Origin of the sequence: Rhizobium sp. RM, from assembly GCF_013390595.1 — a bacterium.
GTDB lineage: Bacteria > Pseudomonadota > Alphaproteobacteria > Rhizobiales > Rhizobiaceae > Agrobacterium.
Genome location: NZ_JACAWV010000025.1, coordinates 21,940 through 44,044, shown reverse-complemented (window position 1 = coordinate 44,044; position 22,105 = coordinate 21,940). Strand labels below are relative to the sequence as shown.

The 22,105-nt window shown below is 52.2% G+C and carries 16 protein-coding genes and 1 pseudogene; 1 reads left to right on the top strand and 16 read right to left on the bottom strand.

Features of this window, described 5'->3' with window-relative positions; translation table 11 throughout:
* Positions 1-123, bottom strand: a pseudogene (locus tag HWX89_RS26400) (integrase); the annotation flags it as partial.
* Between the two features lie 188 nt (positions 124-311).
* Between HWX89_RS26400 and HWX89_RS25630 the strand changes: the two are divergent.
* Positions 312-1,457 carry an RHE_PE00001 family protein gene (locus tag HWX89_RS25630; RefSeq protein ID WP_178340936.1) on the top strand — a complete coding sequence of 382 codons (1,146 nt, stop codon included), beginning with the start codon at positions 312-314 and terminating at the stop codon, positions 1,455-1,457.
* Positions 1,458-1,695: 238 nt separating this feature from the next.
* Here the strand turns inward: HWX89_RS25630 and HWX89_RS25625 are convergent, their stop codons facing one another.
* The 15 genes from HWX89_RS25625 to HWX89_RS25555 all read right to left on the bottom strand — a co-directional run bounded on the left by HWX89_RS25625 (position 1,696) and on the right by HWX89_RS25555 (position 21,965).
* The gene (locus HWX89_RS25625) at positions 1,696-2,646 is read right to left on the bottom strand and encodes a hypothetical protein (RefSeq protein ID WP_138793723.1); all 951 of its coding nucleotides are present in this window, start codon (positions 2,644-2,646) and stop codon (positions 1,696-1,698) included.
* Positions 2,639-4,489, bottom strand: coding sequence for an ORC-CDC6 family AAA ATPase (locus tag HWX89_RS25620; protein ID WP_093002869.1), 1,851 nt, complete (start codon positions 4,487-4,489; stop codon positions 2,639-2,641). The genes HWX89_RS25625 and HWX89_RS25620 overlap by 8 nt, the downstream gene beginning before the upstream one ends.
* A gap of 1 nt (position 4,490) precedes the next feature.
* Positions 4,491-5,675: a metallophosphoesterase family protein gene (locus HWX89_RS25615; protein ID WP_178340935.1), complete on the bottom strand. Its 1,185-nt coding sequence runs from the start codon at positions 5,673-5,675 to the stop codon at positions 4,491-4,493.
* A 4-nt stretch (positions 5,676-5,679) separates the two neighbouring features.
* Positions 5,680-6,510 (bottom strand): DNA adenine methylase, encoded by an 831-nt coding sequence (locus HWX89_RS25610; protein WP_138793721.1) that lies wholly within the window; start codon positions 6,508-6,510, stop codon positions 5,680-5,682.
* 583 nt (positions 6,511-7,093) lie between these two features.
* Positions 7,094-8,035 carry a restriction endonuclease gene (locus HWX89_RS25605; protein WP_138793720.1) on the bottom strand — a complete coding sequence of 314 codons (942 nt, stop codon included), beginning with the start codon at positions 8,033-8,035 and terminating at the stop codon, positions 7,094-7,096.
* Positions 8,036-8,211: 176 nt separating this feature from the next.
* Positions 8,212-9,048 (bottom strand): HNH endonuclease, encoded by an 837-nt coding sequence (locus HWX89_RS25600; RefSeq protein WP_138793719.1) that lies wholly within the window; start codon positions 9,046-9,048, stop codon positions 8,212-8,214.
* Between the two features lie 3 nt (positions 9,049-9,051).
* Positions 9,052-10,815, bottom strand: a complete 1,764-nt coding sequence (locus HWX89_RS25595; RefSeq protein WP_138793718.1) for an AAA family ATPase — start codon at positions 10,813-10,815, stop codon at positions 9,052-9,054.
* A 122-nt stretch (positions 10,816-10,937) separates the two neighbouring features.
* Positions 10,938-11,462 carry a hypothetical protein gene (locus HWX89_RS25590; RefSeq protein WP_138793717.1) on the bottom strand — a complete coding sequence of 175 codons (525 nt, stop codon included), beginning with the start codon at positions 11,460-11,462 and terminating at the stop codon, positions 10,938-10,940.
* Between the two features lie 1,121 nt (positions 11,463-12,583).
* The gene (locus HWX89_RS25585; RefSeq protein WP_138793716.1) at positions 12,584-13,684 is read right to left on the bottom strand and encodes a DUF3800 domain-containing protein; all 1,101 of its coding nucleotides are present in this window, start codon (positions 13,682-13,684) and stop codon (positions 12,584-12,586) included.
* A gap of 877 nt (positions 13,685-14,561) precedes the next feature.
* Positions 14,562-15,782, bottom strand: coding sequence for a type II restriction endonuclease (locus tag HWX89_RS25580; protein WP_210271546.1), 1,221 nt, complete (start codon positions 15,780-15,782; stop codon positions 14,562-14,564).
* Positions 15,783-16,238 carry a very short patch repair endonuclease gene (locus tag HWX89_RS25575; RefSeq protein ID WP_138793715.1) on the bottom strand — a complete coding sequence of 152 codons (456 nt, stop codon included), beginning with the start codon at positions 16,236-16,238 and terminating at the stop codon, positions 15,783-15,785. It lies immediately after the preceding gene.
* A 50-nt stretch (positions 16,239-16,288) separates the two neighbouring features.
* Positions 16,289-17,557, bottom strand: coding sequence for a DNA (cytosine-5-)-methyltransferase (gene dcm, locus HWX89_RS25570; protein WP_138793714.1), 1,269 nt, complete (start codon positions 17,555-17,557; stop codon positions 16,289-16,291).
* Positions 17,558-17,804: 247 nt separating this feature from the next.
* Entirely contained in the window at positions 17,805-19,268 is a 1,464-nt protein-coding gene (locus HWX89_RS25565) for a hypothetical protein (protein WP_138793713.1), read from the bottom strand.
* Between the two features lie 104 nt (positions 19,269-19,372).
* Positions 19,373-20,476: a PDDEXK-like family protein gene (locus HWX89_RS25560; protein ID WP_138793712.1), complete on the bottom strand. Its 1,104-nt coding sequence runs from the start codon at positions 20,474-20,476 to the stop codon at positions 19,373-19,375.
* Positions 20,477-20,564: 88 nt separating this feature from the next.
* Positions 20,565-21,965 carry a hypothetical protein gene (locus tag HWX89_RS25555; RefSeq protein WP_246705310.1) on the bottom strand — a complete coding sequence of 467 codons (1,401 nt, stop codon included), beginning with the start codon at positions 21,963-21,965 and terminating at the stop codon, positions 20,565-20,567.
* Positions 21,966-22,105 lie beyond the last annotated feature (140 nt).

Genomic DNA, 22,105 nt, shown 5'->3' with positions numbered 1-22,105 from the left:
GACATCTTCGTCTGACAACAGTTCGGCGAGCTCATCGCGCCGCTCGATCGGCAGGACGGCGGCAATCGTATCGAGTTCGCCGGCCCGACGCTCGACGGCGGATTGTTGCGGTGACTTCGGCATCAGACCCTCAAATACACGGTCAGGGCAGTCTTGCGGCTGCCCGTTAACCCGAATTTGCCGGATTCTCTGGCCGAAATCAATCTACCATCGATAAGGGATACTTATCGATGGTTGAATATCTAACCCAAGACCATACCATATGCCGAACTTTAATATTCATATAGCGTTCGTTTAGCAATTAGTTTACCATAATATCAATGGCTTACGATCTCGCAAAAATCAGCATGACAGACCTGATGCGGCCGGCTTTCGACGCCGGTGTCTCGCTCACTCGCCTCGACGAGCGCATCGCCCAATCATCTGTAGGAAGCGGCTGGACAGAACGATCCAATTTCGCCGACGCCTGCGCCTCGCTGTGGATCGACGGCGAACTCGTCCATCTCGAAGACCTCGTCCTCCACGACGCTTTTCGCGATACCCGCACCCCGACCCACGAGCTCACCATCGCCCGCGATGTTTTGAGGACCCGTCGACGGATTTCTGGCCAAACACCGGACTGGGCGCTGTCGCCGGAAGGCATTCGCTCGCTCCGGCAGACATCGGAGATCGCCTCACCCGGAACTGAGGCGGCGGAGGCTGCCAGCGCAATGCGGAGCGCGGCCGCGATCGATCCGGAAGGGGAGTGGAAAGAAATCGATGAAGCCGAAGGGCTTCCCGGCGTCGACTATGCCGCCATCGATGCGCTGCTAGCGCGATCTGACGGTGCCATCGAACAGGCAAAACGCCCCGACCGGCCGGCGGTCGACAGCCGCGAGCGAGACACGCTCATTTACGATCTCGACTGGGACGAGGATGCCCGGCTCGACGAATGGCGTGCAGTACTACGCCAGGCCGAAAACTTGCCATCGGCGCTGCAGGCCATCATCGCCCTGGATGCCTGGAACACGCTCGAGGTTCTGCAGCACGCGCCCTGGCTCGGCCGACTGTTCGCCGCGTCGATGTTGCGGGAAGCCGGCATCACCACCAGCGCCCATCTCGCTGCGATCAACCTCGGCATGAAAACCATTCCCGTCGATCGGCGCCGGCATCGCGATCGTGAGATGCGGCTGCTGGCCATCGCCCACGGATTTCTGGCGGCCGCCGAGATCGGCATCAAAGAGCATGATCGCCTGACGCTGGCTCGGCAGATGTTCGAGCGAAAACTGGAGGGACGGCGGACGTCTTCAAAGCTGCCGGAGTTGGTCGAACTGGTGATGGCAAAGCCGTTGGTTTCGGCCGGGATGGTGGCGAAAACGCTCGAGGTCACGCCGCAGGCTGCGCGGCGGATCGTCGGGGAGCTCGGCCTGCGCGAGATGACGGGGAGGGGGAGGTTTCGGGCGTGGGGTGTGATCTAGACGTATCTTCACGGGAAGCCGCCCATGATCTGTTCCTTTTGAGCATTGTTTTTACAAACCGTTTGATGTCGGGCTCATGCGTTCGCACGGTCAATTAGGCCAACACGCTTCAGCATTGCCTCAGCCTCGTCGCGCACTTGGCCTCGGTTGCGGAGCTGCACATGCACGGACGGCTCCATCACGTTTTTGAGCACGTCATTCGACCAAATGGGTGGAGGACTGCTGCTAGAATGTCTGGTCAAATGACGAGTGGTTTTACGCTGGCGGTTTCAGAGAAGGTGAAGGCGAATAACGCAACGTCGCCGCTTGCTTTCGCGTCGCTCAGTGAATTCGGCCGTCTGAGGTCTTCTGTTGAGTAGCGCCATACCATCACAGCAGGTGAGTAGATAAGCGCAATAATGATAGAGAGCGCAGCGAAAATTTTGGGCCCTAACGGCAAAACTAGCACATTTCGCTCGTTTAATTCGACTTGTATCAATCGCCTGATAGCAAAATACGTCGAGTGGGGATTGAGCACACTGTAGGGGATCAGCAAGTTGGGATCGTCCAAGAAGCTGAACCCGAGATTGTTGCGCGCGACGGCACGCTCGAAGCGAGCGTCTGTCCCGACCGGAAACATGCAATATGTCAGCTCTGGCTCGAGGACATCGATGGCTCCGATTACACGGCCAAATTCATACCCCGCGCCGACGATGAGGGACAAGCTATCTCGTTCGTAGGAGACCTCACCAACGAATCGAGGCGTAACAGGGCCAAACTCGAGCACCTCTTCCAGTTCACCCGACGGCTCTGCAAATTGACGAGGGAAGTAAGTTAGTATCACAGCGCCAATTGAGGCAGAGCTCTCGAAAAGGACTTCCAGAATGAGCGCCAGCTTTTTCCTGTCAAACGACGTTACGTCGAGCTGAACAGTCGGCGCTATTTCCTTAGCAATATGCAGTCGGATTTGGGCGAGAAAAGTTTTCAAATCATTGATGATTATGCATCCTGATTTGTCTATCTCACGCCTATTCTCGATATAGCAGTGATCTAACTCACTACGATAGTCGAACAGCAGCTTGGTTTTAGACGCTTTCGCACTTTCCAGACGACGCAAAGCCTCGATAGACCGATGCTCGTAGCCCAGGCATCCTATGTGGATGCTTACCTCCAGCTTATCAGGGTCGGCGATCAGTGTTATGTCAGGCATCAGCGATAGCCCACGTCAGCAGGTCAGGTTGCGAATCCATATTTTTCCTAACTTCGGGCATTCCCGAAAGTAATCGCTCCTGGCCCGAAATTGTCGGTAATTTGAAAAACGGTGCTAGCCGGTAAGACAGCCGAACACGGCACCCTTCAAGGTCAAAAAGCAGCTTCTTGCCGCTGACATTCTGCTCAACCACAAGCGCCCCTGAATTGACAGCAGAAATCAGCGCATCTTTCAGCGAAGGGTGTACGTTCTTTATTCTGAATGATAACGGCGGCTCTGGGTGGAAGACGTCACCAAGAACACCATCAGCTAAGGCGTAACCCATTGCATCAAGGACTTTAAGGGCCGACCTATCTTCGCCGGAGAGATCTCGAGGAATCGCTTGAGAAGCAACCATCGCGCGAAATCGGTCGACATTCATCGGAATTGCCGCGTTTTGAGATCTGTGGGATTCTCTACCGTCGATCATGTCGGTGATGAGGTCGTTGAGGTAATACTTGATCGCCCTAGGATTACCCTCCGTAAGCGCAAGAAGTTGGTCAAAGCCATGATAGTAGCCGTAACCTTTAGCTGACGTCCTTCGGGAAGGGGCCTTTTTGTCCTTTGTCTTGACGAGGTAGTACGAGCGTATTTCTGCGATTGGAAATACCTTACGCACAACCTCGGCTCTTCGAGCCTCGCCTTTGAGATTCTCGATGTCTTGAGGCTCTTTAATGCCCTTGGACGCAAGATGTTGCTTCAGTGACAAGTCGCCGGCCTGATTAACTGCATACTCGTATATCTTCGCAGGCTTTCGCTCGAAGCCGATTTCTGTGAACTCCCTACTTCCCGGTAGGATCGCTTTTGAGCTGTTCAGATACTGACGAAACGCGCCATAAGAAACAGCGCGCCTGTCACACTCAGACCGGATCAAACCTCTCGCAAAAGTGTAATCGGGATTTGCGAATTTGCTTGAGAGGATGATCGGGTGAAAGTCTTGAGCATCTTCGGGGCTGGAGGGGTTCGGGATAAAGCCACCTTGCTCTTCGTAAAAATCCACGTAAGGAAAAAGTGAGAACTTCAACGCTGCTCGCTGATCGAACGATCTCAAGTTCTCATATAAGTGAGAGAGAATAGATTTTGGCGCAATTTCCATCTCATCGAATGAAATCGTCCACCGCTTAACACCGCAATAAGTTTGTGCGATGTCCATAAAACCTTTGAGCATGACCAAAAAGTCCAAGTGGCCAATTTCTCGAACCGCGTCCAACGTGCGGGAGTTATTTCCAGCGTTTATTGCCCCGCGATATATGTTTGAGCGCTGCAAAAGCTGCATTTTTATGCCCAAAAACGATTTTTGGACTTTTTCCAGTTTCCACAACTCTGAACATTTTTCAGCGATCTGCGCTTCTTGCACATTTGACAACATGACCTGCCAAGGGTGTTTGAGCCCGTCGGCCGACTCAACTGCAATAGCCGCTTCTTCGAATGAGGATATTAGCTGGTGGAGGCAATGATCTGTAAATAAGCCACCCAAGATCAGATCCCGATCCTGGCTTGATTGGACTTCCTTTGCGACCAGCCCTGCAGTGCCCTTCCATATGGATTCCGCCGGAATATAAATGGGAATGTAATCGAAATCGATTGGTCGGAGCAGGTCCAACAAATCCTCTCTTTGATGTAAGGCTGTAAGACCAGGTGCCGTGAGCGCCTTCAGGAGGGTGGTTTTTCCAATTCCTCGTGGACCGACCAGAACGATGTTCCTGTACTCGGCCACGTCCGGGAAATAACTGGGCATAACGAAGTCACGCGCGATCTGTGACGCACTTGCATTCCTTGCGTTAAACTGCGACGTCGATGCCATATCAATCCTCCAACATCGCATCAATTTTCGAATGCTTTGGATAAACCGTCCGCTTGAACGGCTTTAACGCTTCATTCAGCGCATCGACCTGATTTATATGAAGGAATTTTAGATCCGGACATTTCTCGTGGAGCTCCGCTGCTGTCACCTTTGACGTAATAACGATCTCGCTCAAAGTCTTCGCGATTTCACAAACGTCAACTTGGCGTCCAAACGGGACGTAGTGTGGCATGTCAACGTGCTTGCTCTCGCCCCACTGCGCGCCATTCCAGTTCCACGAATAGACGGCTCCCGCTGGAAAACGTTGCTCATTCAAGTCGATTTCTATGACGTGAAAAAGATTCTCGAATCCTCGCGACTGAGAAGGATAAGGCTTAGATGCGAACGTTGCGGCGGAGAACACGATTGGGGGGGGAGATCCGTGAAGAGAGTGCTTCAGATGTACTTGATGTTTATGGCCGTGGAGGACGATGCACTTCTTCCCAATACCGCCGATATCACGAAGAAATTCAGCTCCGTCCTTCATCGCGTCGGTATGAATATCATTGATGTCGTCCACTCGGTCAGGGTGATGATGCATCATGATCAAATAGTGGGTTGCTTCGGAAGCCTTGATCGCTGCGATAACTTTTTCGCGCATCGTTGTGCTTATATGCCCGATTTCCCAGATCTGCTTACTAGTCTCAGCACTTGAGCCCAGGCCATGCGTACGACAAGTGTCGATTGCGATAATGCAGCAGCTCCCCAACTCCTTGGTCGCCACACCGGTGCCAAAGTAATCCTTCTTGAAGTCGTGGTCGCGATATGGAAAATCAGGGGAGACCGTCTGCAAGAACTCGAGCCTTGTTTCAGCATCCAAGACGTCTTCGGCGCGACTTAATATGTCGTGATTTCCTGTAACCGCAAACACGTCAGGTATATTGAGGATATCTGCTAACTGGTGGAGATCATGCCAGGCCTGTAAGAATGGAAGCCTTTTGGACTGGTGAGCCAAGTCTCCCAAACAAATCAGTGCGTCTATTTTTGGAGGAGTATCCTTCCATGCATTGGGAATAGCAAGAATTGGATTGCGCCGAGCGTTGCGTTCTTCGATAAAGAAATCGCTCCCAGTGGGACCGGCATAGCCTTTACCCTGTTCGATATCTTTTGATAGGCAGTGGATGTCGCTGATCACCAATAGTCGCACGCGTTCATCCCCCGAGTACCGCAACGAGCTCGGTTTCTGACTTTCTGCGGCCAGCAAATCCACCGACGTTTCTAGTGACCGTAATCGGAGCAGCTAAATGCCGCTCAAATAAATCCCTGAATTCGCTGCAGTTTTTATAAGAGATAACCACAATATTATTTGCTGCTAGCCTAGTTGCAACCGTGTGTAGCCTAGCTAAGTCATCCGCCAAGAATGTCTTCGCACCGTACTCATTGAATACTCTACCCTCAAATGTGAAATATGGAGGATCCATATATATGCAAGAGTTGGTTGGAGAAATCTTATTTATGAATGATTCGAAATCCTCACTGTGTAACTCTGTATTCTTCAAAGATTCGGAGAAGTAATTGAAATCTTCTAGCGAGAACTTCTTCTTTATTTTTTTCTTGGCGCCGTAGGGCGTGTTAAAGAGGCCGGATCTATTTGTCCGATAAATTCCATTAAAGCAGTAGTGATTTAAATACAGAAAAAGAGAAGACTTCTGGTGACTTCTCGTGATTTCATTGAAGGTAGCTCTTGCCCGGTAGTAATTCTCCTCCGAAACCTCGAGCGCATCATAATATTCCCAAACATGGTGGGGTTCATCCCTAATACTACGATAGCAATCGATGAGGTTGGAATTCAGATCATTAAGCGCTGCCTTTGGCGGTAAGCGCTCGAAGTAAAATGCGGCAGATCCACAAAAGGGCTCGATGTAGGGACGGTCAAAGGTAAGAAATTGCTGCAGCTGCGAGGAAACATTCGACTTGCTTCCCGCCCACTTGAGTATCTTACGTGGCGACTGGGTCGTCCGCTGAACGCCTGTACCCTCCATACTTATATCTAGTTCCCCTGCGATTCTCTCACATAGATTAGTTGCGCGCTGAACGCCCTGCAATCGCCAAACTCAACTCAAAATGGTCATATACAGATTAGTCCTGAAGTCAGGTAAGAAATCGCCGACGCGGACCACCGGAAGCATTGTGTCGTAAGACCTGAGATCGCTTCCTTCTGACGAACGACCCCGACATTCATTAAGTCGGATCGTCCATTGATCGACGGACCTTTGTCAGACCGATCGACGCAGTGCGGAGAGACTATGGCTAGCGTGGCGAACAGTATTGGCGGAGCTATCGAACCCGGATTCGGTAAGCGGTTTCCGATCACACATTGACCGCCGCGATATTCGATGTGTCCTTGCTTGACGCCACTCTAAGTAGGCAACTTTGCGACAAAAGCAAACGTCGCTACGCAGACGTCAGATGGCCGCAAAGGGAGCGGGGAGCGGGCTGGCGGAATTGCGAGACTCGGCCGTGAAAGCAGATTCAGGAGAGTGTGCAAATCACGAAGTTGCACCTGACATACGGTCGAAAGGCCTGTAGAAACGGCGAGCACTGTATCCTCAATGCGGCTCAAGCCTAAGCAGTCGGCGGCGAGCCGTCCGAAATGGACCGATTGGCGAGTAAGCCCAACAATCGATGATATTCATCCTCGCCGACGATCGAACGCAGCAAGCGAATTGGAGCCTCTTCGCAGATGCTTTCTAGAGTCTTGTCGAACGCAGCGTCTGCCGACTTACTATCCAAGGCATCAAAGGCTTGAAATACTTCCTCTTCCAGCAAATCGATGCGTTCCAACAGTGACATTGAACACTGTTCGGCCCATTGGAACCAGGCGCGCACGTCGTCATGACGAACGACCGGCAGGCCGTACCTATCCGGCACAGCGCCCTTGTAGCCGTCGTAGACTTGAGTCTCAATAGGACCTGGCTGATCATACGATCGCGGTCCTGCGCTCATCCCGAGTATCAGCATCCGACCTTCTTCGAGCAGGTCGTAGAGCTCCGAGAGACGACCCGTGTGGTCGAACCGCATGAGGTTATGCAATGTCTTGGGCGTCTCCCATTCATCAAGATAAAGACCGTCAATGAGCTTGAGCTTGGCCAAAAGAGGGTTCAGCCGCTCTTTCTGGCAGAGGAGCCACTCGTTTCCATATGCAAGCTGCAGCGACTCCCATGTTCTTAATTCGATGTTCGAGTAGGCCACGGCCTTCTTAGCGCCGGACTGAAAACCTGTCGATCCAACAATGATGCCAGTATTTGCACCACAATCAGACATAACAGTCCGAAAGCTGTGCACCGTCTCCTGCGGTAGGTTGGATCCCCAATGCTTGCATTCGATCAGGATCACATGAGGTATGCTAGTTCGAGGGTCGCTAACATAAACATCTACCTCCTTCGAGCCACGGACGTGCTGCACGACATGCGGAGAACGTACCTCGTAGCCCATCTCGCGAAAGAAATTAGCAACTGTGTCCTGAAGGTTTTTCCAGTCCCTAATATTTTTAGTTGGGATAAGCATCGCACACTTTCTCTCTACAACTGGTCCGGGGTCTGATCACATCTCTGCTATGTCCACCCATGATGGCAGCAAGCATGCTGACCCATAAGGTTCATGTGTGTCGGCCAGGGCATTGGCGGGTTTAACCGAGACCGACATTTGCTAACCGTGGAGATTTAAAGCCTGCCTCGCAGCCATTACCTAGCCAATGGTGTCAGGGTGCACAAATTGGCAAGACCTCGAACATAATCAATCGCGACCGAATCGGACAGCACTCCGCGTAAAAGTGCTGCCTCCCAGCAATTTGGAGAGTTGGCTTCGATGACGTCCGTAAGCAAAAGCCGCAGACCCATTTCGGTGTCGTGGTTATCAAGCACACTCAGCGACCTCATCATGTTGCGCACACGTTGCGGGAGCCCCTTGAATAGCGTCGGCATCTTGAGACGGAACTGGTCACCAAGAATATTCTTTACATGAAAGTCTATTATTGTTGTCTCGTTCGGGGAAAAGCCGGGAAGTGGCTCAGCTTTGAAGGCGGGCGCCGCGAAAGGTGCTAGCACCTTCACCGTCCATATAGCTTGGTTCGCAAGGGTGTCGAAGTAGGGGTGCAGAAACCTTTCTGGAGACAACATTCCCTTGTGACGATCACCTTTAACACTTGAGTTGCAGGCCGGGCACGCAGGAATCAGATTCCAGGAGAGTATTGAGAACTCTGGGTAGTGCTTGCGCGGAAGATAGTGGTCAAGTGTGCCAGTGTTCTGTGAACCACACATCGGGCAGCACTTTATCCCCTCGGTGGATCGAAGACTCGCAAGTTCACCATAGCCCTTTCTGGTGTCATAGAACTTCCGCTGAGCTTTCTGACGCGTTTTTGGAAATGCATGTGGCGTAACTTTCCAAGGATCGCCGTTGTGCTGGCCATAGCTCTTGTAAGCTTCCATCCAAGCCTTTTTGTATCGTGCCCATATAGGGCGGGCCACTATCTGCGCGAGCGTAGCGTCATTGTCGTTTTTCGGCAGGTCAAGAGTAAGCATTGGTTAAGCGCTCCCATCCTGCTCACGGGACTCCAAAAGCCGACGGATAAAGGATAGGGTCTCAGGATTCATCTCTCTACCGAATTCCGAAAGCACCCATTCGATCGTAACATCCGGATCAAGCGAATCCACCCACTTACGCAGTGTCGACTGGTACTGATGTCCGATTTCGAAGTCGGAAAAGACAGCGCTCGAAATCTCATCAATCCCTGCTCCGAAGGTCTGCAATCGGGGTGGGGTAATACTTACAATGCGATCCTCGACGCGCAAGATTCGCACTCGTCTAGATGGAGCCTCTCTCACCAAATAAGCCGAGTGGGTTGCCGCTATCGCTACGGACTTCGTCGACTCTAATAGTGGGTGAAGAATTTCAACAAAATCTGAGATAAAATGCGGATGAAGGTGTGTTTCGGGTTCGTCGAAGAGAAATAAGCTCCCCGTCTCAACAGCGGCAGACGCTTGAGCCGCGAAGCGGAACATTACCATCTCCCCGCTGCTGAGATGGCGTGGATGGAATGTGCGCCGGTCAAGCAGGATAGGAGCGGATGAAAGATCAATCTGCCTAAACGTTAACAGACGTTTTTGCTCGTTTGTAACCCGGCCTGCTTTGACATATCCGCGGCCCTGCCACTCGATCATTGTGTGCTGCCTACTGTCGTCACCTTCTTTCAAAGGAATGTGAAGCCCGTCCCAAAGGTCAAGCGGCTTCAGAATGCTCTTGAGAAGCTTCAGGCGCGGTGGTTGAGAGGCGGTTGGATGTTCATTCTCAATTTCCGGTAAAGCAGTTCGTTCGTCGTCACGCCAGCAATCCAAAATGGAAGCGGTCACGCTATCGACGCCCGACTCTACCGAGCGCGTCAGTGAGAAGAACTGGTAATCGATACCCAACCATGGAGGGATACTCACCGGATATAGATCCGACGGAGTAGAGGAAAATACGACCACGCGTGAAAACGCCGGGGCCCCGAACTTCAACTTCCCGAACTTGCTGTGAGCGAACCGGACCCGGCGTTCGCGAGAAACAAGTTTCACCGTTGGATGGCTTGTCAGTCCATCAATTAATGACAGGAGTAGTTGTGACTTTCCCGTACCGTTTCTTCCAATCAGAACGGCTAATCGGCCGCGAATGAGCCGATCATATCCGAAGTTAAAGTCCACCATGTACCGATTGTTGGCGGAAGGGAGATCAACGGCCATTCCGAAGGTCACCGCTGCATCTTCGACTTCTGGAATAGGTGCATAGCGAAGATGTCGAGCCGCGCGGCGGAAAGCGGTCCAACTCTCATTCATGCGCAGCATCGACAGCGCGAAAGGCTCGCTCTCAATCAATCGTAAACGCTCGTCATCGCGGGCTTCCATTTTTACGACGACGGCGTCCCCCAGACGTCTAAGCACCGAGACAGCGAGTTCGAGCCCAAGGCGACTTACAAGATCGCGATAGTTGTCTTCTCGAGACATCAGCGAGCAGTAGGTTGATGTGATTTCGGAAGCATCGATCCAACCTGATCCGCTCTTAAGGAGACCAGCGATTGCCTCCCAAGTTGTACTCGACCCAGCAAACATAAATTCGGGAAAAATAGAGACTATTTCGCCGCTTTCGAGAATAATGTAGCAATCTGTCTGGAATCTGTAACCAAAACTATTATAGCTCGGCACGGGGTCCGGCTTAGCAACAACGAGAAGGGGCCGCAACGCCGATGCGGACTTGCCAATTTCGAGATTCTCCGCAAAAACCATTTTGACGTCGGGAGCTGAGGGAATTTGCATTTTTCTGACCTAAATATGGCATTGCTGAGCGGGCATTATTCCACTGTCCATTCGCATTCTGCTTGAAGGCACATCAACAAGATGTCAACCTCAGCTCTTTCATCTAAAAAGTGCGTAATGGCCTACTCTTGCCAGACAAAGGTCCAATGTTTTGGAACGTTTTTCGCTTGGCGTTTTACGATCCTCTCAAGGCTTGGATCGATCACCACACGCGGGAAATTGGCGATTTTTGAATCGAGTTCATAGGCTCGATTTAACGCTGGACCAAAAGCGACCCTTCCCTGGTGAAACATCGGGCCAGCCGTTATCCCTCCACGGATCAGGAAGCCAGAAAACAGCACGCTAGACTGGAATTCTGTGACCAGCTTGATCATCCGACCGACATCGAGGTCGTGTCGACGTGGTATCGATATGATGATGCTGTCTGAAAACTGAGCGAATTCATCTTCGGGAGGATGTTCTTCGGTTTCTTCGGTGCAGTATTTCTCAGTCAGGGTGCCGAGCGAATGCACAGCGTTGGGTATTCGCTTCCGCAGTGATGGATAGGTCAGGCTCCGCTCTACGATCGACCGCCATACCAGTATGTCGATAAACGTCAAAACCCGCTCATCGTATTCTGCAGGCGAATCTTCAAAAGCTTTTTGCATGTTGGGTGGTATCCTGATCCCGTTCGAGCCACGATCCGAAGATCGCAGCGTTGGTGCTACAGCAAGCTTGGCGAATTAATCGGCCCGCCTGACCGCTGGATAATTGTCGAGCAGCTGACCTTGTTCTCAAGAAAAAATGACGAATTGTCGGAAGTGGCAGCTCGATTGCTTTTGCTTCGCTGTAGTTTGCTCACACCTGTTTTTTGCCCAAACCTAAGTGAAACTCAACGCACCAAGAGGTAGTTCATGTATTCTTGGTGGCAAAGCCTCTTTCTACATCTCCCACCACCAAAGGCCTGTCCTGCTGATTGCTTTATCGCCAGCCGGACGGCATCACGGGTGTAAATGCGACTTGGTCGGGTGTCATCCCTTGTTTGAGCCTCCAATAAAATACGGCTTGGCTCACACCTTCAGATGCAGCGACTGGCCATGCCAATCGGCCGTCAAAGAGGAACGTCGATAATTTGAGGGAGGGCCGTTGCGGTGGCGACCTTCGCTGTCGAGGGGGCGGAGGATGAGTAGCCGCTTTTTGGGCGGACCAACGCTTACTAAGCCGATCGTAAAATACCTCTACAGAAACACCGTTGGCTTTTGCTATTGGCCACGCCAATCTACCGTCTTCCATTTTGATCGAAAAGTGCGGCAGCCTAGGATCATCAAAGAGTACTGACATTGCTAAGTATCCTGCGCTGAGTTCTAGTTAACACAATTGAGATCAAAGCCCTACCGGCGGCGGTTATCTGACAAATAGCGACGCCGAAGCTTGTTTGGTATCTGTCGAAGTATATCTAACCGCAGAAGCTCACGCTCTAACATAGGCACGCGATTTGCGACCAGCATTTTCTATTCGGCACAGAACGATATCAAGCCGCGATCGAACAAGGCGTCAAGGTCCGCCGTAGGAAGCAGACCATCCAGACCCTCATGATCGTTATAGTCAGCCCGACCTGATCGAGAGCAGCGTCCATTATTTGAGCGGGCTATTTGGCGACATGGAGCTCTATGATTTTTTCCATCGATTATTCACCGATGTGTCAAAAGAGGACGATAGGCAATAGGCGGGTCAAGGTTTGCGGTCCTGGTGACTGCCTTCTTATAACGGTGTGGCTTAAAGTTGTGGGTTAGAGCCAAAAGAGGTTGAGCAAGTTCACCATTCTTGTTGGGAGAACGTAGTTGACCCCTGTGCCCCGACCGGGGTTGGTGAAATCAGCGAACGCACGGTAGGCGTCAGTGAATTCCCGCGCTGGAACCTTTGATCTCTGCATCTGCTGTACGAAGCGCATTATGAACCCCGCGAGTACATCCGCTGCCTGTATCCCCGCGGACTGCTCAGAGCGGAGAAATCGCATCTCCGCTCGCTCGATAACGCGGTAGTCGGCATCGCGGACGGACCAGTCTTTTCCCGCTTGAGCCAGTTCCTCCATCGTCGCCTTGCCACTTTGGAGAATGTGGCCGAACTCAAGCTGCTCGTCGTGAACCAACGTTACATCGGCCATTTTTCGCTGGCGAAAGAGATTTATTCGGCCGTAGATGTTTGTGAGTGAGGACAGGTTTGGTAGCATCCAAAAAGGGTTTGATGCCTTACTAAGATCAGGGTCGGGAAGGTAAAGATTGACCTCGCCATCCGGCGACCGAGCTCCGTGTTCGAATTCGTCAATCGTATCGCGGACGAACTTCAAGATAAATTCGGCATTGCTGTCGCTGGCAGCTTCAACCTCGAGCCAGAGGGATATTTCTGTGAAAGCTGATCGTGTTGCGGAAATAGAAGGTGCCGAACAGGCGTTTATGTACGACTGAAGCACTGACAGCGGGGCCAGAGCATGGAGATATTCCGCGACGTTGTTCTTCATTTCCATGACATCGCGGCGTCCGTCAAATTCCTGCGAGACGAAAGGGATCACAAAGTGATTGACCATCGTCGCGCAGATAAAAAATCGCTTATCTACCACCTCAACGAAGACCGGCAATCCGCGATTATGTAGGTATCGTGCGACGTCGCTGGCGACCCTCGGCTTCCCGACCAGCCGCTTCGATTTCAGCTCTGAGCCCTGTATTTTATGCACCGCGCGCAGACGGGACAGTTCCGCGGCAAGCTCGGCTTCGTCATCGACCCCCACGGCCACCAATACAAAGGTCGACTGATCACCAAAAGCAAGTTCTGCGCCCGCTTTGACGAGATCGCCTGTATTGCCACTCTCGTCTAAAAAGAAAAGGTTGGTCAAAACGAATCCTGCGGTTTCACATCAATTTACGTGCAAGAGCATTCTCAGATTTCGTGTTGTCCACATACATTTATCACGCTGCATTTTTGGTCAAGACATCTGTTATTAGTCTAAAACGGCAGTTTCCGCTGGCATCACATATGGTGCGGGCCATGATAGTATATCGCAACGGGCGATTTGCCGAGGTGGCTATTCGTCTCTTGCATAAGCCGAGCCTCGTTGCAGCTGAGATATCTCTTCGCCTCTGCTCGATACCCCAGATTGGCTTACACCCATAGGCTAGCGAACCAAACCGCTAGAGAAGCTCCTGGATACGAAGGTCTGCTAAATGTGCAATAACAGCCCCTTATTATGCAACTGACCGCCGAATGTGGAGAAAGATAGAAAACTCAGATGTTTGGTGATAAAATGCGAGTTTCAATGGTTCGTACCCGTTCAAGAGAAAGCCTGGACATAAAATTGCAACCATTCTCACCCGCTCCTTTCAGGAGATGGATCCGAGGCCAATTTCTTGTCAGTTACTGCTTCAATCTCGATGAGAAAATCGTCCGCCTGCCTTGCCAGTTTTTCGAAAAATCTGCGAGCGAATTCCGGAGCTGTCTGCACAGTTGGCTCAAGACCGGCATAAGCCCTTTCAAGAACGACTGAGGTCGCCCAGGCATTAAGAGAGTAGGTTTCGCATCTCCGCCCCGTCGTCGTTTTTTGATACACGATAGGCGGCGGAGAGTCGGAAACGCAACGATCCGGCTAAAAACAAACTGAAGAATTTTGCACGTTGACTACTGCTCGAAACGATATTGCCGGAAAAAGGCGAGTTTTTCATTCTGGCGAAGAACCGGATCAGGCCTAGCTTATTTCAGGATATTGGCCTGAGGCTTCAGAGCCTCAGAAGCCTCACGTCGCCGATAAACGATTCCAGAGTCTGCAGGTAAGGTTGCACAGAAGACGGAAACTTCTCCATTATCGGCTTTGGCACCACTAACGTTACTCTGGCGTCGACCATTTCCCTGAACTGCGTTTCAGAGATACCCTCCTGCAGAGTAAGCAAATGTTTCTGTTCAACGCGATTGGCTTCGTTAAGAATCTGACGCCAGCGGTCTTTCATCGTAGTCTTAACCGCAAGCATTCGCAGCCTGTCCTGAGGAAATTGCGGATCCTTGTAGGCCGATTCAGACGGAAACAGAAAATCAGGTGACTTCCCGGCCTCCGATTCCGGTTGATGCGAAAAGTCGGTTCCCTCAACCAGCTTCTCTTCCGTGAAAATCTCCCGGGCATGAAGCTCGAGCGACCGACCTGCACGGGATTTCCGACGCTGAAGAATGGTCTGGGCTCTTGCGATAAAACCATTGATGTCGCTAAAGCCGGCTTTTATTAGTGGTAGCTCGATCGCTTCCTCGACGCTTCGGAAGATCTCATACTCGCACCCGCGTCGTTTCATGAGCCTGAAATCGGGCATCAGGTTTCCATGCGACTGAAGCTCTGCAGTTTTGGCAATGATCTCTGCGCCGCTGGGAAATTTTGTGAGCCAGGCCAGAGGTATTTCTGCAGGTGTTAGCCAGCAACTCGCACGGGTGGGAACTGTAGTAAGTCCGGCCTGGATGGTGCCTCCCACCGCCTGTGTGATGGTCTTTCCAGGTTCGACGGGACCGAGACGGTCCTCAACCAGATCCTCTTCAGTTTCGTGCCTGCATACCCAAACATGACACTCGGGTCTGACAGGATCACGGGAAAAGGCAAATATGGTAAGAGCACCAGTGCTCTCCGGATCAAGCAGGGCGGACTCGCTACCACCCCAGTTTGTCAGCCTGGTTTCATCCCGGCCGTTAGGTTGTTTTTTATACCTCTTGCTATTGTAGTAGACTGCACGGATGCGGCGCGCGTCGGCATGGCTGTCGATGTAAACGTCGAACCAGATGTCTGGTCGTTCGATGTCTACCCGGGCAAGGCTCGGGAAAATCTCGAATAGCAGCTCCTTCGGAATATAAGGGCCGGCCTGGTGCGTTTTGTTGGCAAGCGTATCATTGCCGCTCAACCGCTTTACATACCACATGTACTGCGGCCCGCTGTACTCGCCCAGCCAGTCACCCAGTTCCATCATCTACCGCGTTCCCCTTATTTCGCCCCTCGGCTCTTCGCTGCGTAGCCACGAGGCGGCCTGACCAAGCGTCGTGTCGATCCCGATACGGCCGGGTCCGCGAAGAGCACACTCCCAGATGTCCAGTCGACGAAGAGCCCTGATCGCGAGCAGCTCATCGACCCGCGCATCTCTAGCGCGATTCGCATCGATTTTGCTTTCCCAGAAATCACGACGGGTACCCGGCATCTTAAACAGAGCGCAGTCATGCCCGTGCCAGAAGCAACCGTGAACGAAGATGGCAGCTCTGTATCTTGGTAGCCATAAATCAGGCTTCCCCGGGATGTCCTTCGGGTGCAGCCTGTAGCGAAAGCCGAGCGCGTGCAGGCCAAGCCTGACACTCATTTCGGGTTTCGTGTCCTTCCCGCGGATTCCCGACATCATCCGGCTGCGGGTTGCCTCATCGACAACATCAGCCATTCCAGGCTAATCCGGAAAAGACAATCGTGGTGAATGCCGCCATTCCCACATCATGCACTCAATTTTAGCCGCTCGCCAGATGCCTGCGAGAGCGCGTGTTCGATGAATGGAAGCATGTAACTGGCGACCGCTTTTACCACAGGGACAACAACGCTATTACCAAACTGACGATATGCCTGCGTGTCGCTGACCGGAATAACAAACTCCGCTTTGCCCGGCTCATCGAAACCCATCAGGCGGGCACATTCCCTCGGGGTCAGGCGACGTGGGTTATTGCCAGCCCCTCTGGAAACCAGAATCTCGGATCCGTCTTTGTGATAACGCGCAGACAGGGTGCGCGCGACATCATCAGGCCCAACGAGACCATAGCCAAATCCGTTGCCCGCCGCGGCATGCTTAGCCGCGTAGTCCCTGAGATACTTCCACAAATGATCTGTGAGGACATAGCGCTCGGATACGCTACCGATATTGCCGACAGTGTAATGCTTGTCTGGCCCTTCTGAACCGTCTTCCGGATGGAGAATGGTCTTTAGCTTTGGCCCGGCAAATCTGTCTGGGATCTGAAAGTCCCTGAAGGAAAACTCCACGTCAAGATCCTTCCGAAAACCCACGATGAAGATACGCTCCCTGTGTTGAGGAACGAAACCTTTGGCATCAATGACACGAGCTTCCACGTCATAGCCAAGCTCATCCTTCAGCGTTTTCATTATGACTGCGAATGTTCTGCCCTTGTCGTGGTTTACAAGGTTTTTGACATTTTCAAGCAGGAAGGCCTTCGGCCTGTGGTGTTTTATGATGCGGGCAACGTCAAAGAAGAGCGTGCCCTGAGTCTCGTCTGCAAAACCATGTGCACGGCCAAGGGCGTTTTTCTTGCTGACGCCCGCGATGCTGAAAGGCTGACACGGAAAGCCGGCAAGAAGCACATCATGCGCCGGGATCCCGGTGACATCTATCTTGGTGATATCGCCCTGGACTTCGTGGTCGTCGCCGCGGTAATTCGCTCTATACGTTGCCTGCGAGTACTTATCCCATTCGGACGTGAAAACGCATCTACCGCCAATGTGGTCGAAACCACGGCGCAATCCACCGATACCAGCGAACAGGTCAATAAAAGTGAAGAGCGGATTCTCGTTGGTGACCTGGGCTCGAGCATTTAGAAGCCCATGTAAAACAACCATTGCAGCCTGTCTCGGCTCCTGCTGGCCCTTTTCCCAGCGGTAGAGAGTTGAAAGGCTAAATCCCACGATTGGAGCCAGTTCCTCCAGAGAAATGCCTACCAGTTGGCGCAGTCTTGAAAAATCGATTGTCGAATCAGCCATCTGGTCCTCGCTGGGTATTTTTTTGTCACATTGCCAGGATTTAGCCTCGGGCACAAGAACATATCATGCACGAAACTGCGTTATGAACTGCCTCAGGCAGAGGGCATCACGCTCTGACACCCTCAGGGTCGGCTGAAACACCAGTGAAGGTCCGTATACTAAGACCATCGCTTCTTGCGATTTTTTTCCGGTTTAACGTGACGCGAGCAGAAGAACGCTACCCTTTTAAGGAAATTTCGTGCCGTGATTAAGCAACATCGAAGCCAAAAAACTCTCTCGTTTCCTGGGGAAATTTCACTGTCAGACCTTTGTTGTCATGACCGAACTCATAAAACAATAAGGCTATTCCGGTGGCCAGTACGGCCTGTACTATCTCGGGCCGAGGGGCTTTGGGGAGGAGCAATACCTTTTTTGCCGCTTTTACCCCTTTGATCAGGTGCCCGTAGAGATGAAGCTGACCCACTCCCTCATAAATGTCCGATGCTGCTGTTGTGGTTTTGATCTCAATGAGAAACGCTGAATGAGCGTTTTCCAGAAAGCCGTCCACCTCGTACCCCGCAGCATGACACGGCTTTGTGAGATCAATTTTGTTTCGATCAGCTATTTCCTTAAGCGCCTGCCAGACATAACCCTGTCTGCGCATGACTTCCCGCTCGGCTCGATACACAGCCTTCTGAAGATATGATCCGGCAATTTCCGCAGCCCCGTATCTTATGGCGTCGGTGACTTGCATCACTTCGCCTGGGGAGCGCGCCATGGCACACCGCTTTACAAACTCCAGAGTTCCGACAGGCAAATCAACAGATGACCCGTCCAGAAGCTCGACTGGATACCAAGTACGCTTGGCACCTTCCACCTCTACGGGCCTCAGGTTGGTGAGCTGGCGAAATTCCTTATCTATTCGGCCGCTCAGATGGTTCTTGTGCAAAATACCCTGACGCAAGAGCCAACGACGGTCATCTTCATCAATCGCTATGGTGCTGAGGCCGTCTTCCTTTCCGGCATCATTGGGTGGATTAATCTCGACAACCCAGTCTCTGCCGAACCGTCCTATACCGAACCGTGTTTTCGGAATGCTGCCATTCTTACTCTTCACGATCTGGGCACGTATGTCCGCGGAGGGAAAGTAGTATCTGTCTTTACCAATATTCTCTCCGGCTCGCAGTATCGAATGCCACAGCTTAAACCACTCCTGCCAGCCGCTGTCAGCGATTGTCATTTGCAGGCGCTGGACATCAACGGCGTCACCAAACGTCAGAAATGCTTTCAGACTTTCCGCGGACCTGAAACCGGAAACTAAAATCTCAAGCCGTATCCTGCGCGTGCCATTACCGCGAGAGTCGGTTTTAATCACTTCTTCGCCGGTCAAAACTTTTATGGATTTCTGTTCTCGCGAAATGTGCCTGCGGAGCTCACCAGTATCGAGCCGGGCGAGATACAGTTCAGAAGTCCCCGGAAGTAGGAGTTGATACCGGACCATCAACCCCGCATTGACTGCCTTCCTCGCAGGACCGCTGTCAAGGAGGACTTGCTTCAGTATTGCGTCGACCGATGCAAGGCGAGATAGAAGAACCCTCAGACCGGGAATATAGTCCGGGTTTCGTGCTTCATCTTCCGCGCCACCCCGGGAATGGAACGTGATGACAAAGCTTCCATTTTCACCTTCGACATCAAAGCTCGCTCGTAGATCGTGTCCGTTATCTCTGATCATTTCTTTCCGGCATTCAGTTTGGGAGTCGAGGGATGAGAATGCTGAAGCTCAAAAGTGCGTTCAACAATCCCTCATCGGCATCGAGCAATCGACAATGAATTCGTTCAAGGCCGCTGATCGTCAAACACTTGCTGGAAATGTTCGATATCAGCCAGCGAGCGCAAACAGGCATCAGCTACCTTTTCTATCCCCGACATCGCGATGAGGGCGGCGCGGCCGTCGGCTATTTTCACCCAGACATCAACATCTGTTTCCCAATCCCTCGGAAGGGGACAGAGAGCGTTCTCGGCTCCTAAGCTTTGCCACCAAGGCCAGTCCTCTCCGGCGCCGCCGTGGCTGGCACCAAGGATACTGTTCATCGCACGGTGCAGATTGCTGCTTGGGAATTTAGCGTCCTGCCTCTTTTCAGTACCGATTGCCAGTGAGTTAAAGTTCGCACGATCAAACATGAAGCTGACAACAACAGGCGACCGCTCATCGAAATCGACCCTGATCGCGGAATACCTCGCTGGCGAAAATCCGGCAATGAACTTCCAGCCTTTTTCATCTATCAACTTGGCCAGCTGCTGCTCCAGTATGCCAGCGAGCCGGCACTTTAGAGCAAAAGCTGTATTTGCAACAAGCAGGGATGCTGCGACTGACTGCGGAGTTGCAGCCATTACGTCAGTAATATGTTCCTGATCCGACATATCGGAAACCCCTTGAAATTTTTTGCGGATAGCTCTGGAGACTTCGTCGAGAAATACCGAGACTCGGTCCGCCCTGCAGATTGCCCTACAGGCGGATAACCATTCCAGCATCGTCGAGTTATAGGAGACAAGATGCAGGTGGGCGCTTTCGACGCGAGCTTCGGCGGCTTTCAACGTGATGCTCTTTTCATTCGGAGCCGTGCCGTTTGGTGTAAGATACAGGAGCCGATAATCCCGAAGGCTTAGCCCATCCAGATACTGAAGGTAGCGCTGTAGTTGATATGGCTGATCGTCAGCTTCGGGCTTGTTCTCTATCGCAAGGACGCGGCCGTTTGATCTCACCATGATGTCAATGCGACCGTCCCCTGTTCCGTGCTCGAGGTAAACCTTGGCCGATGAACATTCCTCAGGTGACCACGCGCCTCCTGTGAGGGCCAGCAACTGCTGTAGGAATGCCCCGCCCTGTCCGTGTGATCCATGCGGCCGAAGGAGCCATGCGATGACCCGGGACAGGTTCAACCTAAACCCTTAACAATCTTAAATTGTGGTTGAAGCTAAGCTCACAAAGTTCCCGTGAGCAGCAGGTTGGGCGGCCTTCCCACACTCATTAATCATATTTGGAGCGATATCGATCCTCTGGTGCTTGCCAATTGTCGATGAAATCCAGCGGATCAACGGTTCCCATCATCTGACGAGCGAGCGCAAGTCTTTCCTTTAGTCGCTGCTTTCGCTCTTCCTGCGCACCTTCCAGACGCGCCTCCGCGTCCGTAAAGAAGCGCTCAACAACCATCGCCCTCCCCCAACTGTCGATGATGTCGGCAAGTTGCTTCTGACTGGCCTGAAGAGCCTGCTCGACCTGCCTTGCATCCTCGCGGCGACGATAGCGTTCCCATTCCTCCTCCTGCTCCTTCTTGCGCTTAGCCTGAGCCTCATCCTCAGCAAGCATCAGCGCAAGCAGCTTTGCTTTGGCCGCCCTCAATGCCTGAACAATTTCGGGCATCTTCTCAGAGAGCTCTTCCGACGCTGCATCCTGCCAATGAAGCGACCAGTCAACACCAGGTTTCGGGGAGTAGGCAACAATTCTGAAGCGACCTGAAGGTAAATCCTGTTCCGTAGTCCATGAATGCGTTAGCTGCCAGCTCTTCAGCGACCTGATGAGCTTGCTGTCCTCTCGATAATAGTCGCCGCTGACATATCTCATCGTGACGCGTTCGGTCATCTCGGTGATGGTCAACCCGATAGGCACGTTGTCAATGAATACTACGGTCGGCCTGTCCGGAGCCCAGATGGTGCCAAAACTGTAACGCCCATACTTACGGTCTTTACGCTCGACCTCTCGTTCCTCGATCTGAATTCTCGAAAGATTTTCTGCCGCTGCGGCGATCTGAACGTTCAGGCCGACTTCGCTGAGTGTCAGGTAAAGCTTATTTGCGATTGCAAGGGCTTGGGGCAGCGCTTCCGGTGATGATATTATATCCGGTAACAGCCTCTTCCACGGACGTAGAAACTCATTCTTCTCGGCAGCCCGGGTTTTCCGAAAGTGTTCCTCTACTCCGAAAAGTAACAAATGATGTTCGGACCGACGATGCTTCGGAGCTGTTTTGAACCTTATAGTCGGTTCGCCCTCTGACCCGGGCGCCTTCGGTTTCCGCGGAACCACCACGCGCGCTGCAATTTCGATCGCATCATCGGGTCCCTCTGGAAGGATAGGGAGATCAGCGACAAGGCCTAACGACTTCCGCGTCCAGTATCCTGATCCCGGATAAGGGATCTGATGCTGTCTGCAAATCACAGCCAGAGCCGGACCTGATGTCTCTAGTTCTGGTGCAAGCTTGCTCAGCGGCAACTCGCAAACCTTTCTGAACAATTCTGATCGGGTCAGTTTCATCAGCACCTCCATCCCTACAGGTAATAGCCTATCATCAACACGGGGAAGAGAAAGTTTTGCTGGGCTTTCGAGATACACCTTTCTTGAACCAATAAGCGGCATGCCCGCTTTAGCGGTCATTAAACGCTATCTTGGTTGCCAGCTGTTGTGTCGCTATCGAAAATCTGACGGATGCCGCGGTGGGCGTCCCCATTGCACAAAAGCGTTTAATATCAAAGTCGTAGTGTCGACGAACTGCGTGTCGATGGTTCGATACCGCT

What these genes read in the sequence shown, in the direction of transcription:
- HWX89_RS25625 (WP_138793723.1), bottom strand. Translation starts at nt 2,646, where the DNA reads ATGCCTGACATAACACTGATCGCCGACCCTGATAAGCTGGAGGTAAGC.
- HWX89_RS25620 (WP_093002869.1), bottom strand. Translation starts at nt 4,489, where the DNA reads ATGGCATCGACGTCGCAGTTTAACGCAAGGAATGCAAGTGCGTCACAG.
- HWX89_RS25610 (WP_138793721.1), bottom strand. Translation starts at nt 6,510, where the DNA reads ATGGAGGGTACAGGCGTTCAGCGGACGACCCAGTCGCCACGTAAGATA.
- HWX89_RS25605 (WP_138793720.1), bottom strand. Translation starts at nt 8,035, where the DNA reads ATGCTTATCCCAACTAAAAATATTAGGGACTGGAAAAACCTTCAGGAC.
- HWX89_RS25600 (WP_138793719.1), bottom strand. Translation starts at nt 9,048, where the DNA reads ATGCTTACTCTTGACCTGCCGAAAAACGACAATGACGCTACGCTCGCG.
- HWX89_RS25595 (WP_138793718.1), bottom strand. Translation starts at nt 10,815, where the DNA reads ATGCAAATTCCCTCAGCTCCCGACGTCAAAATGGTTTTTGCGGAGAAT.
- HWX89_RS25590 (WP_138793717.1), bottom strand. Translation starts at nt 11,462, where the DNA reads ATGCAAAAAGCTTTTGAAGATTCGCCTGCAGAATACGATGAGCGGGTT.
- HWX89_RS25580 (WP_210271546.1), bottom strand. Translation starts at nt 15,782, where the DNA reads ATGATGGAACTGGGTGACTGGCTGGGCGAGTACAGCGGGCCGCAGTAC.
- HWX89_RS25575 (WP_138793715.1), bottom strand. Translation starts at nt 16,238, where the DNA reads ATGGCTGATGTTGTCGATGAGGCAACCCGCAGCCGGATGATGTCGGGA.
- dcm (WP_138793714.1), bottom strand. Translation starts at nt 17,557, where the DNA reads ATGGCTGATTCGACAATCGATTTTTCAAGACTGCGCCAACTGGTAGGC.
- HWX89_RS25565 (WP_138793713.1), bottom strand. Translation starts at nt 19,268, where the DNA reads ATGATCAGAGATAACGGACACGATCTACGAGCGAGCTTTGATGTCGAA.
- HWX89_RS25555 (WP_246705310.1), bottom strand. Translation starts at nt 21,965, where the DNA reads ATGACCGCTAAAGCGGGCATGCCGCTTATTGGTTCAAGAAAGGTGTAT.